Annotated in this window: 10 protein-coding genes and 1 pseudogene; 10 read left to right on the top strand and 1 reads right to left on the bottom strand. The window is 39.1% G+C overall.

The genetic code is table 11. The features are described 5' to 3' along the window. The first annotated feature begins 31 nt into the window (after nt 1–31). From Ami3637_RS06110 to hpf, 6 genes are all read left to right on the top strand, one after another. Entirely contained in the window at nt 32–2,968 is a 2,937-nt protein-coding gene (locus tag Ami3637_RS06110; protein WP_162361794.1) for an EAL domain-containing protein, read from the top strand. A 16-nt stretch (nt 2,969–2,984) separates the two neighbouring features. After that, nucleotides 2,985–4,970, top strand: a complete 1,986-nt coding sequence (locus Ami3637_RS06105) for an NAD(+) synthase (protein WP_162361793.1) — start codon at nt 2,985–2,987, stop codon at nt 4,968–4,970. Nucleotides 4,971–5,274: 304 nt separating this feature from the next. Next, nucleotides 5,275–6,201 (top strand): 3'-5' exoribonuclease YhaM family protein, encoded by a 927-nt coding sequence (locus tag Ami3637_RS06100; protein WP_243158117.1) that lies wholly within the window; start codon nt 5,275–5,277, stop codon nt 6,199–6,201. 47 nt (nt 6,202–6,248) lie between these two features. After that, the gene (gene recD2, locus Ami3637_RS06095) at nt 6,249–8,462 is read left to right on the top strand and encodes an SF1B family DNA helicase RecD2 (protein ID WP_202931095.1); all 2,214 of its coding nucleotides are present in this window, start codon (nt 6,249–6,251) and stop codon (nt 8,460–8,462) included. 41 nt (nt 8,463–8,503) lie between these two features. Next, entirely contained in the window at nt 8,504–9,280 is a 777-nt protein-coding gene (locus Ami3637_RS06090; protein ID WP_162361792.1) for a ComF family protein, read from the top strand. Nucleotides 9,281–9,599: 319 nt separating this feature from the next. Next, nucleotides 9,600–10,127 carry a ribosome hibernation-promoting factor, HPF/YfiA family gene (hpf, locus tag Ami3637_RS06085; protein WP_162361791.1) on the top strand — a complete coding sequence of 176 codons (528 nt, stop codon included), beginning with the start codon at nt 9,600–9,602 and terminating at the stop codon, nt 10,125–10,127. Between the two features lie 440 nt (nt 10,128–10,567). On the opposite strand, the pseudogene Ami3637_RS06080 reads toward hpf, so the two are convergent. Next, a pseudogene (locus tag Ami3637_RS06080) lies at nt 10,568–12,841 on the bottom strand (vitamin B12-dependent ribonucleotide reductase); the annotation flags it as partial. Nucleotides 12,842–13,031: 190 nt separating this feature from the next. Here Ami3637_RS06080 and cdaA point away from each other — a divergent pair. From cdaA to glmS, 4 genes are all read left to right on the top strand, one after another. Beyond that, entirely contained in the window at nt 13,032–13,892 is an 861-nt protein-coding gene (cdaA, locus tag Ami3637_RS06075) for a diadenylate cyclase CdaA (protein ID WP_162361789.1), read from the top strand. Beyond that, nucleotides 13,879–15,081, top strand: coding sequence for a CdaR family protein (locus Ami3637_RS06070; RefSeq protein ID WP_162361788.1), 1,203 nt, complete (start codon nt 13,879–13,881; stop codon nt 15,079–15,081). The genes cdaA and Ami3637_RS06070 overlap by 14 nt, the downstream gene beginning before the upstream one ends. A gap of 174 nt (nt 15,082–15,255) precedes the next feature. Further along, nucleotides 15,256–16,605, top strand: a complete 1,350-nt coding sequence (gene glmM, locus Ami3637_RS06065) for a phosphoglucosamine mutase (protein ID WP_162361787.1) — start codon at nt 15,256–15,258, stop codon at nt 16,603–16,605. 12 nt (nt 16,606–16,617) lie between these two features. After that, entirely contained in the window at nt 16,618–18,456 is a 1,839-nt protein-coding gene (glmS, locus tag Ami3637_RS06060) for a glutamine--fructose-6-phosphate transaminase (isomerizing) (protein WP_162361786.1), read from the top strand. Nucleotides 18,457–18,563 lie beyond the last annotated feature (107 nt).

Raw genomic sequence — 18,563 nt, 5'->3', positions numbered from 1 at the left:
TTCTGTTAAAACGGAAGTTGGAGGTGCTTTTATGCACACAGCAGAAAAAAAGTGTATTATTAGTTCACACAAAAGAATAGGTAGAATTATAGCAATAATATTAGTAATAATAATCTCTGTTTCTACATCTTTTTGCACTGCTTTTGCTACACAGCACATGGAGAGTCGTAAAAATAAAATCGTGGTAGGTTACCCATTGCTGGAATCTGTTAATGAGAAGGATTCTGACGGGTATTACAGGGGATATGACTATGAATATTTGCAGGAGATTGCAAGGTACACGGACTGGCAGTATGATTTTGTGGTTGATACCTGGGATCATTGTATACAAGGGTTAAAGGATGGAACAATAGACATGATGGGATTTGTTTCAAAAACTGATGAAAGACAGCAGTTTCTGGGCTATCCCAATATGCCTGCAGGCATGGCCAGCGTACTGCTTATTGCTAATGAAAAAAACAAAAAGTTAAGCTATGGGAATCTTAACACCATTAATGGGTGCAGAGTAGGTGTACTGAAGGGCAGTACGCTGGAGTTTTTATTGGATAAATTCTGTGCAGAAAATAATATTTCTGTTAAAAAAACATATTTTGAAACAGCGCGTATGATGCGCAATGCGTTATCTGCAGGAAGAGTGGAGCTTGGTCTTAGCACAAATTTTGAGGTTAACGATGGAACTCAGATTATATATGAGATTAGTTCGGATCCCTTTTATTTTGTAGTGAGCAGAAATTGTAAGAATTCACAGGAGAAAATAGATAAATTAAATGATGCCGTAAATAAAATCTTTATATCTGATCCCAATTATAATCAGAATTTATATAACACCTATATATTTTCCAAAAGTAAAAAATTACTGAATTTTACAGACAGGGAACGAAAATTTATAAAGAACAGTGGAAATATAAAAGTGGTTTATGATCCCAATTGGGCTCCACTAGTCTATTATGATAAAAGGACTGGCACTATGGAGGGTGCCATGGCTTATTTTTTTCGCAGAATTGAAGAGGATACGGGACTAAAATTTGAATATATAAAGAAAGATAATTATATGGAAGCATTATCTTCCGTCAGAAAAGGTCAGGCGTTAATTATCACCAACTTTTTTAAAGATTATGGGCAGGCAGAAAAATACAATGTAAGGCTTACAAAACCATACATGAGGCTGCCAATTGAATTAGTAACCAACGAGAAGACTGACAGCAATAAAGTTGCTCTGCCAAGAAATTATATTCCATATTATAATTTAAGGCAATTTGGAGATTCAAATCAGATCGTGTATTTTGATAATGTAAATGAATGCTATGACGCTTTAATTTCAGGTAAAGCTCGAACTACCTATTCAGATGCTTATATGAGCAGTTATATGATGGGTCAGCGATATTATTCTGATTTAAAAATTTCTCCCCTTTCAGAAGAAAATATGGAAATATGCCTTGGAATCAATAAGAATGCCCCAAAGGAACTCATATCCATTTTAGATAAAGCCAGTCTGAGCATTACTACAGAAGAAGTGAATCAATTTGCCATTAAAGCAACTTTAGAGGCAGAAGATAATTCTTTAGGAAACTGGATTTATAAAAATCCTAATACTGCTTTTTGTATCGCTGTGACACTTTTTTCTATTGTATTTTTAATTATGCTGGTTTATATGATGGAGAGGAGAAAACGGGAAAAAGCACTGCATTATAATCTGATTACTGGTACTTGGAATTATGCAAAGTTCTGTATGGAAGCGGACCGGATTTTTCACAAAAACGGGCGCAATGAAGATTATGTGATTTTACATATGAATATATCCAGATTTCGTTTTTTAAATGATATATATGGTTTTGAAACGGGTAATGAAGTGCTTCGTGCAATAGCCGGAGTTTTTGCAGAAAATGCCCAGAAGGGGGAGCTGTATGGCTCTTTATGGGCGGATCATTTTGTGTGCTTAATCAGGTGTAAAAGTGAAGAGCAGCTCCAGTCCAGATTGGAGACTGTCATAGGGGTTTTAAATGAACGGGTAGTAAAAGTCTGTGATTTCAGGATGGTTATGAGAGTAGGAGCTTATTTTGTAACACCAGAAGACATTGAAACGGGAAAAGACGCTAATAGTATGCTTCAATATGCCAACCATGCCCTTTCATCCATAAGAGATTCCTATAAAAATATAGTAGCTTGTTTTGATCAGAGTCTGGATAGAAAGATCCAGGCCCTTAAGCTGGTAGATAAAGATATGATTAAAGCCTTTTATAACAAAGAATTTATTCCATATTACCAGCCTAAATATAATATTTATACGAAAGAGGTTGTTGGCCTGGAGGCTTTGATCAGGTGGAAACATCCAAGTAAAGGCATTATGCAGCCCGGTGATTTTCTGCCTTACTTTGAACAAAGCGGCTTTATTATTGAAGTGGACCTGTACATTTTTGAAGAAACATGTAAAAATATCAGAAGATGGCTGAATGAGGGAATCATTCCGGTAAAGGTTTCCTGTAATTTTTCCAGGCTTCATTTTGAAAATGAAAGTTTTGTAAAGACAGTTAAGGGAATTGCCGGCAAATATGATATTCCCTTTCATTTACTTGAGCTGGAACTGACAGAAACCATTGCAGTGGAGGAAATGGCAGTGATAACCAAAGAAATAAAGGAACTCCATGATGCGGGATTTGGTATTTCTATCGACGATTTTGGCTCTGGATATTCTTCTTTATCTGTATTACAGCAATTAAAAGTGGATACTATAAAACTGGACAGAACTTTCCTTAAAAATGGTATTCCGACTGAAAGTGAATATAAAGTTATGCAGTCCATTATAAACCTTGCAGAGCAGCTTCAGTTAAATGTTATTTGTGAAGGCGTAGAAACCATTGAACAGGTTGAGCTGTTAAAGCAGGTCCATTGTGACTATGCACAGGGCTTTTATTATGCAAAGCCAATGTCTGCGGAAAGAGTGGACAGATTATTAAAATTTAAGAACTAATTGAGAGGGGAACAAGATGGCAAACATGGGTTTAGTCAGGGTGGCTGCGGTATCACCTAAGGTAAAAGTTGCTAATACAAAGTATAATGTGGACCAAATTATTCATTTTATGAAATTGGCTGCAGGTGAAGAAATAAAAGCTGGTTTTGCTTTATTTCCGGAGCTTTCCATTACTGGATATACTTGCAGTGATCTGTTTTATCAGCCTCATTTATATGAACAGAATCTTGTAGGACTGAAAAGAATTGTGGAGGCTTCTAAAAATGTAAAACTAGTTACTATAGTAGGATTTTATTTTAGGGTTTTCAACAATCTGTATAATTGTGTGGCGTTAATCCAAAATGGAAAGATTAAAGGTATTGTTCCCAAGATGTTCATTCCGAACTATAAAGAATTTTATGAGGACAGATGGTTTGCACCGGGTGCACAAATCATAAAAGATGTAAAGTCCGTAAGAATTTTTGATGAAGAGGTGCCTTTTGGAAACCTAATTTTCAGAGATGAGAAAGCCGGATTTGGTATAGGAATTGAAGTTTGTGAAGACTTGTGGATGCCTGTCACTCCGGGGACCCATCTTGCCCTTAATGGAGCAGACATTATTTTCAATGCTTCGGCAAGCAATGAAACTGTTGGAAAAGCACAATACAGGAAAAGTATTGTTCTGGCTGAAAGTGCAAAGAATAACTGCGGTTATATATACACTTCTGCAGGAGTTAATGAGTCCACTACAGATCTTGTGTTCGGCGGACATACTTTAATTGCTGAAAATGGGACTATGGTTGCAGAGGGTAAGCGTTTTGAAAGAGAAGGAACCCTGGTGGCTGGAGACATAGACTTCCAGAGGATTCATTTTGAAAGAAGTCATGGACAGACTTTTAGTAACAGTGCTGCTGCATATGGTGACAGGAGTGGATTTGTCAGGGTTGAGCTGGAACCAGTATCTCTGGTAGGGGAAGGGATGCAATTTATAAGAAAATATGAGAAGAATCCTTTCGTTCCATCTAATCCAGCTGTAGTGGATGACAGTTGCCATGAGATTTTTAGCATTCAGACTGCCGGACTGGCAAAAAGAATTGAACATTCCCATGCAAAGAAATGTGTAGTGGGCATATCAGGAGGATTAGACTCTACCCTTGCCCTGCTGGTTACGGCACAGACATATAAACTTCTTGGAAAACCCGCATCGGACATAGTAGCTGTTACCATGCCGGGGTTTGGGACTACAGGAAAAACATACAACAATGCCCTTAAGATTATGGAACTTCTGGGAGCAGAGATCCGGGAGATTCCTATTGGAGATGCTGTGCTTCAGCATTTTGAGGATATTGGGCAGGATAAAAATGTTCATGATCTGACATACGAAAATTGTCAGGCCCGTGAAAGAACCCAGATTTTAATGGATATTTCAAACAAAGAGGGGGGTATTGTTGTGGGCACTGGAGATTTGTCTGAACTGGCTCTTGGATGGTGCACTTACAACGGAGATCATATGTCCATGTATGGGGTAAATGCAGGAATTCCTAAAACTCTGGTAAAATTTGTAGTAAAGTGGGTTATGGACAATCTTCTTAGTGGTGACACAGAGGATAAGGAGTTTAGTCTGGATAACTCCCTGCTGAAAAAGACTCTTCAGGACATTCTGGATACACCGATTTCTCCAGAACTTCTGCCTCCTGATGAGAACGGCGATATTGCACAAAAAACAGAAGATAGTGTGGGACCTTATGTGCTCCATGATTTCTTTATTTTCTATACCCTGCGGCATGGAATGCCCCCTGCAAAGCTGCTTTATGTGGCAAAGCAGGTATTTGCAGAGGAGTACGATGAAGCTTTTATCAGGAAGTGGTTGATGGTTTTCTATAAAAGATTTTTCAGCCAGCAGTTTAAAAGAAGCTGCATTCCGGATGGACCAAAGGTGGGATCCGTCAGTCTGTCTCCTCGTGGTGACTGGAGGATGCCAAGTGATGCGGATGCAGCCATGTGGCTTGAGGAATTGGAATAGCATATTATTTGAATAGAGAGCGGTTGGTAATGTAATTACTGACCGCTTTTATGCATGTTAAATTAAATAGTGCGTACATTTTACCATAAGGATATATTGACTAAATCTTGATTACATATTATAATAAAAATGTAAAAAATATACATAATGTACGAGAAATTTCAAGAAAAGTATTTTTGATTCCAGCAAAGTTTTTTCAATTTATTGCACCTGGTAAACAATTTAGTATATACTTATAGATGCCCACAGACAATCAGAGTGGGAAAAGAAAGGACGACAGTAATATGTCGTAAAGGTATGACTTATGAAAGAATTCTATATTGCTGATCTTAGAACGGATGAAGAGATCACTGACTTTTTTATTATAAAAACCATAGCGCTAAAATTAGGTTCCAATAAGAAACAGTATTTGGATTTACTGCTGGCAGATTCCACAGGAGAAGTTACGGCTAAGAAATGGGATGTTGCAGATACTGAATTACCATCTATCAATGAGATTAAAGATGGAGATATTGTAAAAATAAAAGCTCTTGTGACCCAGTGGAATGGTTTAAAACAGCTTAGGGTTATGAAGATAAGGAGAAAAGTTGAAAATGATCCAGTTGAAATGGTGGATTTAATAAAAGCAGCTCCTGAACATGCAGAAGATATGTATGAATACATATATAACCGTGCTGAAAACATGAAAGATCAGCATTTAAAGACTATATGCATAAAACTGTTAACAGAAAATAAAGAAAGACTGATGTATTATCCGGCAGCTCAGAAAAACCATCACGCACAGCTGGCAGGACTTTTATATCACGTAAAAAGAATGCTTATGAACGGGGACAGAATGTGTGAGGTGTATACCAATCTAAATGCCGACCTGGTTGCGGCGGGTGTAATCCTTCATGATATGGAAAAACTTAATGAGATTGATTCTAACGAACTGGGTATTTCTACTGGATATTCTTTTGAAGGTCAGATGCTAGGCCACTTAGTCCAGGGAATTAAAACCATTGAAAAAGTTGCGGAAGAAATTGGCATGCCAAGAGAAAAGGCCATTATGCTGGAACACATGATATTAACCCACCATTATGAGCCGGAGTTTGGAAGTCCAAAGAAACCAATGTTCCCTGAAGCAGAAATTTTACACTATCTGGACATTATTGATGCAAGAATGTTTGATATGGCAGATGCACTTCAGGGGTTCAGCCAGGTGAGTTTTCTGACAGGGTCTGGACTTTAGATAACAGGAAGATATACAAGGCAGTAGGGGAGTAAAAGAAAAAAGTAATGGCATTGACTGAGGTAAAATGTGGGACAATTGAAGATGTAATTTATAAGAACAAAGAGAACGGTTATACCATAGCAGTATTTGAGAACGAAGAAGAGTCGTTTACAGCTGTGGGGTATCTGCCTTTTGCTGACGCAGGAAGATGCTATGAGCTCACAGGAAGCTGGAAAGTACATCCTGTATATGGAGAACAGTTTGATGTGACTGAGGCAAAGGAAATCATGCCTACCTCAACCAAGGGAATCGAGAACTTTCTGGCATCTGGTGCCGTGAAAGGAATCGGGAAAAAAACCGCCATATTGATTGTTAAAAAGTTTGGACTGGATACATTGAGAGTCATGGAGGAAGAACCGGACCGGTTATCAGAAGTTGAGGGAATAGGAGAGAAAAAAGCTTCTATTATCGGAGAGGCTTTTAAGGAAAAAAGAGCAGTGGCGGATGTATCCTTGTTTCTTCAGCAGTTTGATATATCTCCGGGCTGTGCCATCCGCTTATATCGGGAGTACGGTGAAGCAGCTGTTGATATTGTAACCCAGAATCCATACCAGCTGGTAAATGATGTTTACGGTATTGGTTTTAAAAAAGCAGATGCAATCGCAGGGAAGATAGGCATAGATAAGAATGATGAGTGCCGTATTCAGAGTGGAGTTAAGTTCACTTTGAATTACTATGTGGGTGAAGGTCATACTTATATACCCCAGACCCTGTTATGTGAAAAAGCCGGACAGCTTATGGATGTATCTACAGAATCAGTTTATGAAGTATTAGTAGGGATGGCTTTTGAAGGAGATATTCAGATAGAAATTTTAGAGGGGCAAACCGTAGTTTTTTTAATGCCTTACTTTATGGCAGAACAAAATGTGTGTAAAAGACTGCTAGCGGTGAATAATGCATCCCTGAAAGTTATAAACGCAGATTTGGACAGCCTTATTGGCATTACGGAAAAGGAAAAGAATCTGGAATTATCACAAAATCAAAAATTTGCTGTGAAAAGCTCCCTGTTAAATGGTGTTTCTGTTATAACGGGAGGACCTGGCACAGGAAAAACCACCATTATCAATGCAATAATGAATATTTTGGAACATAGTGGTATGAAAACTGCTATAGCAGCACCTACAGGCAGAGCAGCAAAGCGTATAACGGAAACTTCTGGTTATTATGCATCCACCATACACAGGCTTCTTGAATATTATTACTCTGAGGGTGAGGACATCATGAGGTTTGGAAAAACGGAAGAGAATCCATTGGATTACGATGTAGTTATTATAGACGAAGCTTCCATGATTGATATATTACTTATGAATGGTCTGATGAATGCTATAGTACCTGGTACAAGGCTGATTTTTGTTGGAGATTCAGATCAGCTCCCCTCTGTTGGAGCAGGAAACGTACTTAGAGATATGATTGACAGTGAGACTATTTATTCTGTCAAACTTACGGAAATCTTCAGGCAGGCAAAAGAGAGCCTGATTGTGGTAAATGCCCATAAAATTAATAAGGGAGAAAATCCGGACTGTAATGAAAAGGATAAGGATTTCTTTTTTCTTCAAAAAAATGGTGAAAAAGAAATGCTGGCCACCATTAAAGACCTATGTGCAAGAAGACTTCCTGCATATTTTAAGGATTGTGATTCCATGAAAGATATGCAGGTTCTTACCCCTGTAAGAAAGGGAATGCTGGGTAGCATTAATCTGAATAAAGAATTACAGGCTGTATTGAATCCGCCAGATAAAGATTTGGCAGAACAGAAATATGGAGAAAAAACTTTCAGGGTGAACGATAAAGTGATGCAGATAAAAAATAATTATCAGATGTCATGGAAACGGCTGGAGGATTTCACAGAGGGACAGGGCGTTTTCAATGGAGATGTTGGGTTTATCGATCACATTGATAAAGAGTTTAATGAAGTGGTCGTGGTATTCGATGATAATAAATACGTAACTTATGATGCAGCCCAGCTGGATGAATTGGAACTGGCTTATGCGGTAACTGTTCATAAAAGCCAGGGAAGCGAATTTCCTATTGTGATTATGCCTGTATCCTGGTTCCCGCCAGTTCTGGCAACCAGAAATCTGCTCTATACTGCCGTTACAAGGGGAAAACAGGCGGTTGTGCTGGTGGGTTCCATGAATAAAATGTACGCCATGGTAGAGAATAACAGGATAATGGACAGATATACAGGGCTAAAAGCCAGACTTAAAAGCCTACTATAATTAACTAACAGGGCATTTAGTCTCTTAATGGGGAGAAAGAGATGAAATTAAGCAGGGATAGAATAATTAATCTGGGCAAACTATTATCAGATTTAATCTTTCCATCAAACATTTACTGTATTTGCTGCGGAAATCTGATTGATAACAGCAGAATTTATGCATTGTGTGACCAGTGTCTGGAGTCCATACACTGGGCCAATGGCAGAACATGTGCTAAATGTGGGAAAGTACTGATGGAGACAGAGGGAAGAAAACTTCTGGATCAGATTCGTTCCGGCCCGGAACTGTGTGATAACTGCCAAAATAATACGCATTATTTTGAGCAGGGATTTACATGTATGCAATATAGTTCTATGGAAAGAGAAATGGTGCACCGATTCAAGTTTAATGGATGTGCTTACATGGGTGATAAGCTGGGGAAAATCCTGCTGGACAGAATTTTGCCAGAACATTTACAACTTCATCTGGTTATGGCCGTGCCCATGCACCCGAGAAACCAGGTCAAGCGTGGGTATAATCAATCTGAACTTATGGCAAAAATGGTTGCCAAAGGACTCGGTGTAGACTATAATAATCAAGTGCTTGTTCGAAAACAATATAAAGCACCCATGAATAAATTAAATGCAGAACAAAGGTATGCAAATGTAAAAAGTTCTTATGGTTTAAAACAAAATTCTCCTAAACTGGAACATCAAAGTATATTGTTGATAGACGATGTATATACCACAGGGAGTACGGTAGACGAATGCAGCAGGCTTTTGAAAGAAGCAGGGGCAGAGAAAGTATATGTGCTGACTCTGGCGGCAGGTGCCAACTAGAATAAATAATAATTGAATCAGGTATTACATAAATTGAGATAAGGCGGCTGCTCAGGTCTGTGGTTGAAAGTCCAGGCCAGTTACGGGCAAAGGGATCCACGTAAGCTGATCCGCAAGGCGGCAGTGATCATGGCGTAGCTTAGAAGTAAGTCCTCTGACAAAGTCAGGTAAAGGCAAGTGTGGGGTCAAAGACCAGGTCAGCTGAGCATCCGCCTTATCTCAATAATTTTATAATATATTTTTTCAGAAAATTGTGGAAAATGTCGAATCCAGGTGCTATAATGTAACCAACAACTCAATAAAAAGGGAGGGCATTTATATGAAGATTAAAATTACTAGTAAGAACCTAAGTTCAAGTGACTATCTTAAGGATACCATTGAGAAGAAACTGGATAAGTTAAGTAAGTATTTTTCAAATGATATCGTAGCTAACGTAATGGTTTCTGCAGAAAAAGATAAACAGAAAATAGAAGCAACTATAAATGCAGGGGGAACCATTTTCAGGGCAGAGGAATCTGCGGATGTTGCTTATGATGCGATTGATGGAGTTGTTGATAAACTATCGTCACAAATGTCAAGGTTTAAAACAAAGCTGCAAAAAAAACATAAGGACAACAAAGGTTTTAAATTTGCTGAGATTCCAGATTATAACAACGAGCCGGAAGAAATGACTGTTGTCAAAAAGAAAAAAATGGAAATTTGTCCGATGAACGTTGAGGAAGCTATTTTGCAAATGGAGTTATTAGGTCATTCCTTCTTCGTATTTATGAATATGGAGAGTGAATCTGTAAATGTAGTATATAAAAGAAAGAGTGGAGACTACGGTCTGATAGAAACTGTATATTAGATGAATATATGAGATTTATGGGGTTGTTGCAAAATCGCTGATATTTTGCAACAACCCTATTTTTTATGCTAATTTGGAGGATTAGACGGCCAAATTCATACCACTAAATTCCCAATAGGAAAGTTAAAGACATAAATATATGTTTTAACAAATGCCAATTTGCTGGGGCTTTATGACTAAAGTTTTTAATTTGACGAAGCGCAGCAACGCAATATAAGAGAATAAATTTTTTGCTCTCATAATTATAAAAAACAAAATCTTCGGTAGCATTTTGGACCAAAGCTACCGTATTTTATGAAAGTTGAAACTTTATGGTAGCCATTTTAATAAAAAAGCTAATAATGTGTCAAAACTAATGGATAAAGATGCAAAAAGCTACCGGGATTTAAGTAAAAATCATAATTACGGTAGTACCAACCGTATAAAAGATTTCATGTAAACTAACCGCACTTGGAATAACCACAATTACGGCATGTAACGCAGCCACCTTCATGTTCCAGTTCACTGCCACATTCAGGACAGTACCTGGCATGCAGGATTTCCACCGAGGAAACTGCAGGTATGGTGGTGGCTTCAGGGGGTGTCTCTGATAAAGCTACAGCACATGTGTTTGATGATTTAACCCCTTTTTCAATAGCCTTGGCAATGGCGTCAGGGCAGGAGGTAACATTCATTCCTTTCTGACGGATGGTCGAAGGACAACGAATGCCTTTAAGCTGTTCCACTAAAGCTTCACTGCTGATGCCGCTGCGTAATGCGATGGATACCAGACGTGCAGTGGCTTCGGATTGAGAGGGACAACCGCCAGTACGCCCCGTATTGGTAAAGACTTCACAGATACCATTTTCATCATAATTTACTGTAATATATAAATTACCGCAGCCAATCTTTACCTTCTCTGTAAAGCCACTGGTGATATCCGGGCGTGTACGGGGAGTGATGATTCCCTGTTTAACGGTACAACTTTCGCAGAGATTTTCTTTTGTGTGATCTTTATCATTGACTTTACCAATATTCAGTACCTGTCCATCTCTGGAACCGTCCCGGTAAATGGTGGTACCCTTACAGCCAAGTGAATAAGCCAGCTGGTAAACCTCAGCTACATCTTGTTTTGTAGCAGTATTTGAGAAGTTTACTGTTTTAGACACCGCATTGTCTGTATGTTTCTGAAATTCTGCCTGCATTTTCACATGCCAGGATGGAGATACATCATGGGCACATACAAAAACTTTCTTCAGGGCCTCAGGAAGAGCTGATGAATCAGCCAGGGTACCGTGTTCCGCAACCTCCTCCATGATTTGGTCAGAATACAGATTTTCATCTGTGAGCCTGGCCTTAAGGGTCTCATTAATTTCTATCAGGTGAGTGTTATCCATTACATTACGGATATAGGCATAAGCAAACACTGGTTCTATGCCGGAGGATACCCCTGCGATGATGGACAAGGTCCCATTTGGAGCGATAGTAGTAACGGTAGCATTGCGCAGAGGTTTGCCCTCCTTAAAAATACTCTCTTCAAAAAGGGGAAAGGCCCCTCTAATCTCTGCCAGTTCCATACTGGCTTCATGGCCGATGGTGTTTACCATTTCCATAATTCTGCCTCCTAAGGCAACCCCCTCATGGCTGTTGTAGGGGATACCCAGCTTGAGAAGCATATCTGCAAAACCCATTACACCCAGACCAATTTTACGTGTGAGTTTAGTAACACGTTCGATTTCATCCAGTGGATACACATTGGCATCAATAACATTATCCAGAAAATGTACGGCATCATGGATGGTTTTAGCTAACTTATCCGTATCAAGAACATAGCACCCATTTTCTAATTTTAAATGGTTCACAAGGTTAATAGAACCTAAATTACAGGATTCATAAGGCAGCAGAGGCTGTTCCCCACAGGGATTAGTTGCTTCGATTTCACCCTGACCGGGAACCACGTTGTTACTGTTAAGACGGTCAAGAAAGATAATTCCTGGTTCTCCAGTTTGCCAGGCAGAGGTTACAATGGTGTCAAACACTTCTTTGGCGTCAAGCTGGCCAGTGATTTCCTGAGTGCCAGGGTCAATCAGGTTATACGGACTTCCGCTTTCTACAGCTTTCATGAAAGCCTCCGTAATCCCAACTGAAATATTAAAATTTGTAAGTTCATTTTTATCATTTTTACAGGTAATAAAAGACATAATATCTGGGTGGTCCACACGAAGAATGCCCATATTGGCCCCGCGACGGGTTCCACCCTGTTTCACCGCTTCCGTAGCGGCATTAAATACCTTCATAAAGGAAACAGGGCCGCTGGCTACGCCACCCGTTGAATTAACAGAGGCACCCTGCATTCTTAGCCGGGAGAAGGAAAATCCAGTTCCGCCGCCACTTTTATGGATAAGAGCTGCATTTTTAACCCCATCAAAAATAGCTTCCATTGAATCAGGTATGGGAAGTACGAAACAGGCAGATAATTGCCCTAAGGGGCGTCCTGCATTCATAAGAGTTGGGGAGTTTGGCAGAAAATCCAGTTCTGTCATCATGTTATAGAATCGGTCCGCCGTAGTAAGTACATCAGCAGCGGAATTGTAATTCAGGTCTGCTGCCGCAATGGCATCTGCAACCCTGCGGAAAAGTCCCTCCACCGTTTCAGTAAGCTGTCCATGGGTATCCCGGGTAAGGTAACGGCGCTCTAAAACTGCCCGGGCATTTTTGGTAATCTTCATTTTTTTATTTCTCCTTTTGAACCTTGCATTGTTATATCACAACATATTGTATCACAACAAATTGAACTGTCAATATGTTGAGTGCGGGGCTCCGGATTTTTTGTTCAATGTAATTCCAGTAAACTATTGAAAATACTACTTTTTTTTTGTACAATGGAAAAAGGGTAATTAAGTGGGATAGAATAGGGGAAAATGTATGCAGAATTATATTAGCAGTATAGTTTCTGGTATTAGTATTACAGATGCTATAGATGTTTGTATTGTAGCATTTATAATATATAAAGTACTGGGATTCATAAGGGAGTCAAGAGCAGAGCAGCTTGTAAAGGGTCTGCTTGTTTTAGTGCTTGCGACTTTAGCTTCGGACCAGTTTCATCTATATACCTTAAACTGGATTTTAAAGGGTACGATGACATTGGGTGTTTTGGCTTTAGTTATAGTATTTCAGCCGGAACTTAGAAGAGGTCTGGAATATGTAGGCAGAAGTAAATTGGTAAAAGCACCTTTTGGACAGTTTGATAAAGAAAAAGCAAAAAATATTACAGCACAGTTTATAAGAGCCGTTGACGACTTTTCAGCCAATAAGGTCGGAGCGCTTATCATATTGGAAAGAGAAACATCTTTAACAGATATCGCAGAAACCGGGACTATTCTGAATGCAGAAATATCTACAGAATTATTAGGAAATATTTTTTATGAAGGGGCTCCTTTGCATGACGGAGCAGTTATTGTCCGGGGAGATAAAATCTATGCAGCTGGATGTGTACTGCCTTTAACACAGAATAAAAATCTATCAAAAGAACTTGGCACCAGACACCGAGCAGGGATTGGAATTACGGAAAACTCCGATGCCATTACCCTTATTGTTTCGGAAGAAACAGGGATTATATCTATAGCCGTAGATGGTAAATTGTCCAGATTCCTGGATATTAAGACGGTTGAAAAAACTCTGCTTAATCTGTTTTTAAATGCCACTGGGGATGAAAAGAATGTAGCAGTAAAGAGCCTGGCTGCAATTTTCAATATGTTGGGGAGAAAGAACGATGCTGCAAAATAAGAATTTTACAAAATTTTTGTCAATACTTTTGGCAATTTTCCTATGGGTATATGTTGTAGCTGTTGAGAATCCGCCAACAAAAGTTAAAATACCCAATGTGCCTATTAAACTTGTTAATGTTGACAGTTTAAACCAAAGAGGTCTTGCCATTAGTTCTGAAGAAGATTATTTTATGGATATAGTTATAGAGGGGACCCGTTCTGACGTGTTAAAAATTTCAGCCAATGACATCATTGCAAAAGCGGATGTATTTGGATACGGGGTAGGACAAAATGATATCCCGGTTACGGTAACCGTGCCGGATTCAATCAGTGTGGCAGATCAGAAAACTCATAGGCTGACTGTAAATATTGAAGAAATGGTTTCCGTATATAAACCTGTGAATGTTGTTTTCAGCGGGACCATTGACCCTAAACTGGAAGCAACCGTTTCACAGATTACACCAAAAGAAGTGGAAGTGAAAGGGGCAAAATCAAAAGTTGCCAGTGTAAAATCAGTAAATGCAACTGTTGATGTTTCAAAACTTACTACAGAAGCTAAATCCTTTACAGCAGATTTAACAGCTGTAGACGCAAGGGGACAAACAGTAAAAAATATTCAGCTGTCTTCTGATACAGCGGATTTTGAAGCGGCTGTATACCAGATAAAAGAAGTACCACTGCAGGTAGATGTAACTGGAGAAGTGAACAAATCATATCAGGTTACTAATATGTATGTTCCACAAAAGGTTAAGATTAAAGGTCTAAAAGAAAATCTGGATAAAGTTGATAAAATAACAGCATCACCTGTTGATATCAGCAGTGTCACAGCTACTACAGACATTCCGGTTTCCGTTAAACTGCCTCATGGTGTTATGCTGGCACAGGATTCTAAACATGTGGCGGTCAGCATAGCTATAAAAGGTATAAGTGTAAAAGAATTTGAAATACCAAGCAGCAGCATTACTTCAAATGGACTGGCAGATAAACTTTCACTGGTCATAAATACCCAGAGTGTGAATGTTAAGGTCTCAGGAAAGGAAGCTGATGTGGAAAAACTTACGGCAGAAGACATTAAACTTTCTATTGATTTAACCGGTCTGGCAGCGGGAATTTATACCGTTCCCCTGAAAGTCGTAAAAGGGAGTGGGGTATCTGATATTTCAGTAACACCTGGCGAAATTCATATAACGATTAACGAGGCTGTATAACCTCGTTTTTCGTATTTTTATACAATAGGAAATAAAAAGAGAGTGCAGCGGGGATACCTCTCATTCACAGAGGCATTGCCCTCAGGCTGCTTGCAGCCACCCAAAGGAATTTTAGGGAGCTAGAGGAAGTGGTGAAGCCACTTTTTAAATACATAATTTAGGAGGATCATTTTAATGGGCAGATTGTTTGGAACTGACGGAGTAAGAGGCGTGGCAAACTCAGAGCTGACTCCGGAACTGGCATTTAATCTTGGTAAAGCAGGTGCTTATGTACTTAGCAAAGAAGAGCAGAGGCCAGTTGTTCTGATTGGTAAAGATACAAGAATATCAGGAGACATGTTAGAAGATGCGCTAAGCGCAGGAATTCTTGCAATGGGAGGAAATGTTATCAAGGTAGGAGTATTACCTACACCAGCTGTTGCATATCTTGTAAGGTATTATAAAGCAACTGCAGGAGTTGTCATATCAGCATCACATAATACTTTTGAGTATAATGGCATTAAATTTTTTAATGAAGAGGGATTTAAACTGGATGATGATTTAGAGGAACAGATTGAAGACCTGATTATCAGAAACATAGATATCAACAGTCATATTACAGGAGACAGATTAGGCAGATGTCTGGCAGCAGAAGATGATGCACTGGATTTATACGTTAAATTTCTGGAAAGCACCATTGATATCAGACTGGATGGTATGAAGATTGTTCTGGACTGTGCAAATGGAGCTTCTTATAAAGCTGCAGAAAAGGTGTTCAGCAATCTTGGTGCAAAGGTTATAGTAATAGCTAATTCTCCTGATGGCATAAATATCAACGCCGGATGTGGCTCCACCCATCCGGAAAAATTACAGGCCCGTGTACTGGCAGAGAAAGCTGATCTGGGTCTTGCTTTTGATGGAGATGCAGACAGATTGATAGCTGTTGATGAGCTTGGCCGCATTATTGATGGAGATAAAACTATTGTAATGTGCGCAAAGATGCTTAAAGACAGAGGGCTTCTGGTAAAAGATAAAGTAACCGCCACTGTTATGAGTAATTTAGGATTCCATAAGGCTGTAAAAGAAATGGGATGTAATGTGGAAGTAACACAGGTCGGAGACCGATACGTTCTGGAAAGTATGCTGAAGACCGGTGGTGTCATAGGAGGAGAACAGTCAGGACATATTATCTTCTTAAATTATACAACTACTGGAGATGGAATATTATCTGCATTACAACTTGTCAAGGCCGTTCAGGCCAGTGGAAAGAAACCATCTGTAATGTCAGATGAAATTACCATTTATCCGCAAGTATTAAAGAATGCCAGTATCAAAAATGAAAATAAGAAAAAATATATGGAAGACCCTGAAGTGAGTGCAGAAATTGCAAGGGTTGAGGAATTGATGGCAGGAGAAGGAAGGGTCCTAATCAGGCCTTCAGGAACAGAACCTCTTGTAAGAGTTATGATTGAAGGAAAGGACATCGATGCCATAACAAAATTAGCTCAGGAGCTGGCGCTCCTGATAACGAAAAGATTGGGATAGGAGGATACAAATATGTGTGGAATAGTAGGCTATGTGGGCAAGCGCAATGTAAAAGATGCGAAAGATATTATTATTGACGGATTAAAAAAGTTAGAATACAGAGGCTATGACTCATCCGGCATTGCCCTGAATATTGGAGGCAGGCTTGAAGTCAGAAAACACGTGGGAAGAATAGCAAATCTTGAAAAGCTAATGGAAGGTGAAACTTTAAACGGTAACATCGGTATAGGCCATACAAGGTGGGCTACTCATGGCGCTCCTTCTGATTTAAATGCACACCCTCACTGTAATTGTGATGAGTCCATCGCGGTTGTACATAATGGAATCATTGAGAACTATGTAGAAATCAAAGAATGGCTGGCGCAGGAATATGGAATAAAATTTAAATCAGAAACAGATACAGAAGTAATCGCACATTTAATCGGTATTTATTATGACGGAGATCTGGAGAATGCTGTTTTTAAGGCTGTAGCAAAGATGCGGGGAGCCTATGCAATCGGAGTTGTTGCAGCAGCAGAGCCAGATAAAATTGTTGCAGTAAGAAAAGATGCTCCACTTATTGCTGGACTTGGGGAAGGATGCAACTTCATTGCATCGGATATCCCTGCACTTTTAAAACATGTGAGAAAAATCTATTTGATTGAAAATAATGAAACGGTAGTCGTTACAGCGGATAACGTAAAGATTTATAATGAAGATCATAAAGAAGTAAAACGTGAAGTCTTCCATGTAACATGGGATGCAGAAGCTGCTGAAAAGGAAGGCTACGACCACTTCATGCTGAAAGAAATTCATGAACAGCCAAAAGGCCTTTATGAAACTCTGAACAGACGTATTGAAGAAGATGGAAGTATCAAGCTAGATGGAATCAACATGACAAAAGAAGATATCGAAAACTTCAATAAAGTTTTTATCGTTGCCTGCGGGACAGCTTATCATGCAGGGTTAGTAGGCAAATTTGCCATTGAAAGTCTGGCAAAGATTCCGGTGGAGATTGATGTGGCTTCTGAATTCAGATACAGAGACCCATTTGTTGATGATAAAACACTTTTCATTGCTATCAGCCAGTCTGGTGAAACGCTGGATACACTTGCTGCACTAAGAGAGGCAAAGAGGAAAGGGGCCAGAATACTGTCTGTAGTCAATGTAGTAGGCAGCTCAGTAGCACGGGAATCAGATGATGTATTCTATACCTGGGCAGGTCCTGAAATCGCAGTTGCTTCAACGAAAGCTTATACAACCCAGCTGATGTGTATGTACCTGATCGGACTTTATATGGGGCGTAAAAAGGAAGTTATTTCTGATGAAAAATATAATCAGTATATGTCTGAGCTTCAAGACATCCCAGATAAATTAACAGAATTACTAAAAAGTGAATCGTCAATACACGATTTAGCGAAAGAACTGTATAAAAAAGAGCAGGTATTCTTTATTGGAAGAGGGGCAGATGCAGGTGTTTCTTACGAAGGTTCTTTGAAACTGAAAGAAATCTCATACATAAATTCTTTTGCTATTGCAGCAGGAGAACTGAAGCATGGTACTATTGCTCTAATAGAGAAGGATACCCTTGTAATTGCTCTTGCCACTCAGGATAAACTCTATGAGAAGATGCTTTCCAATATACAGGAAGTTAAGGCAAGAGGTGCTTATGTAATAGGTATTGCAAAAGAAGGCAACAAGGAAATCGAAAAGCAGGCAGACAGGGTCATTTATATTCCTGACTGCATGGATGAAGTTTCGCCACTGCTTTCTGTAGTGCCTCTGCAGATTTTAGCTTATTATATAGCCAAAGAAAGAGGCTGTGATATTGATAAACCAAAAAATCTGGCTAAGAGTGTAACGGTTGAATAGTAAAAACTTTTAAAGAAAATATATAAGTTAAAAAATAAACCAGGAGATTTTTATTTCCTGGTTTTTTTTGGAATTAATTTACTTTCTCTAATTATAGTTAAAGAGGA

The sequence above is a fragment of the Aminipila terrae genome, assembly GCF_010120715.1.
Lineage (GTDB): Bacteria > Bacillota > Clostridia > Peptostreptococcales > Anaerovoracaceae > Aminipila > Aminipila terrae.
Note: the sequence above shows the minus strand (reverse complement) of the source record. Positions and strands in the feature narration are given on the sequence as shown.

Bases quoted from the DNA above. Each gene is read 5' to 3' on its own strand.
- Ami3637_RS06110 (WP_162361794.1), top strand. From the start codon at position 32: ATGCACACAGCAGAAAAAAAGTGTATTATTAGTTCACACAAAAGAATA.
- Ami3637_RS06105 (WP_162361793.1), top strand. From the start codon at position 2,985: ATGGCAAACATGGGTTTAGTCAGGGTGGCTGCGGTATCACCTAAGGTA.
- Ami3637_RS06100 (WP_243158117.1), top strand. From the start codon at position 5,275: ATGAAAGAATTCTATATTGCTGATCTTAGAACGGATGAAGAGATCACT.
- recD2 (WP_202931095.1), top strand. From the start codon at position 6,249: ATGGCATTGACTGAGGTAAAATGTGGGACAATTGAAGATGTAATTTAT.
- Ami3637_RS06090 (WP_162361792.1), top strand. From the start codon at position 8,504: ATGAAATTAAGCAGGGATAGAATAATTAATCTGGGCAAACTATTATCA.
- hpf (WP_162361791.1), top strand. From the start codon at position 9,600: ATGAAGATTAAAATTACTAGTAAGAACCTAAGTTCAAGTGACTATCTT.
- cdaA (WP_162361789.1), top strand. From the start codon at position 13,032: ATGCAGAATTATATTAGCAGTATAGTTTCTGGTATTAGTATTACAGAT.
- Ami3637_RS06070 (WP_162361788.1), top strand. From the start codon at position 13,879: ATGCTGCAAAATAAGAATTTTACAAAATTTTTGTCAATACTTTTGGCA.
- glmM (WP_162361787.1), top strand. From the start codon at position 15,256: ATGGGCAGATTGTTTGGAACTGACGGAGTAAGAGGCGTGGCAAACTCA.
- glmS (WP_162361786.1), top strand. From the start codon at position 16,618: ATGTGTGGAATAGTAGGCTATGTGGGCAAGCGCAATGTAAAAGATGCG.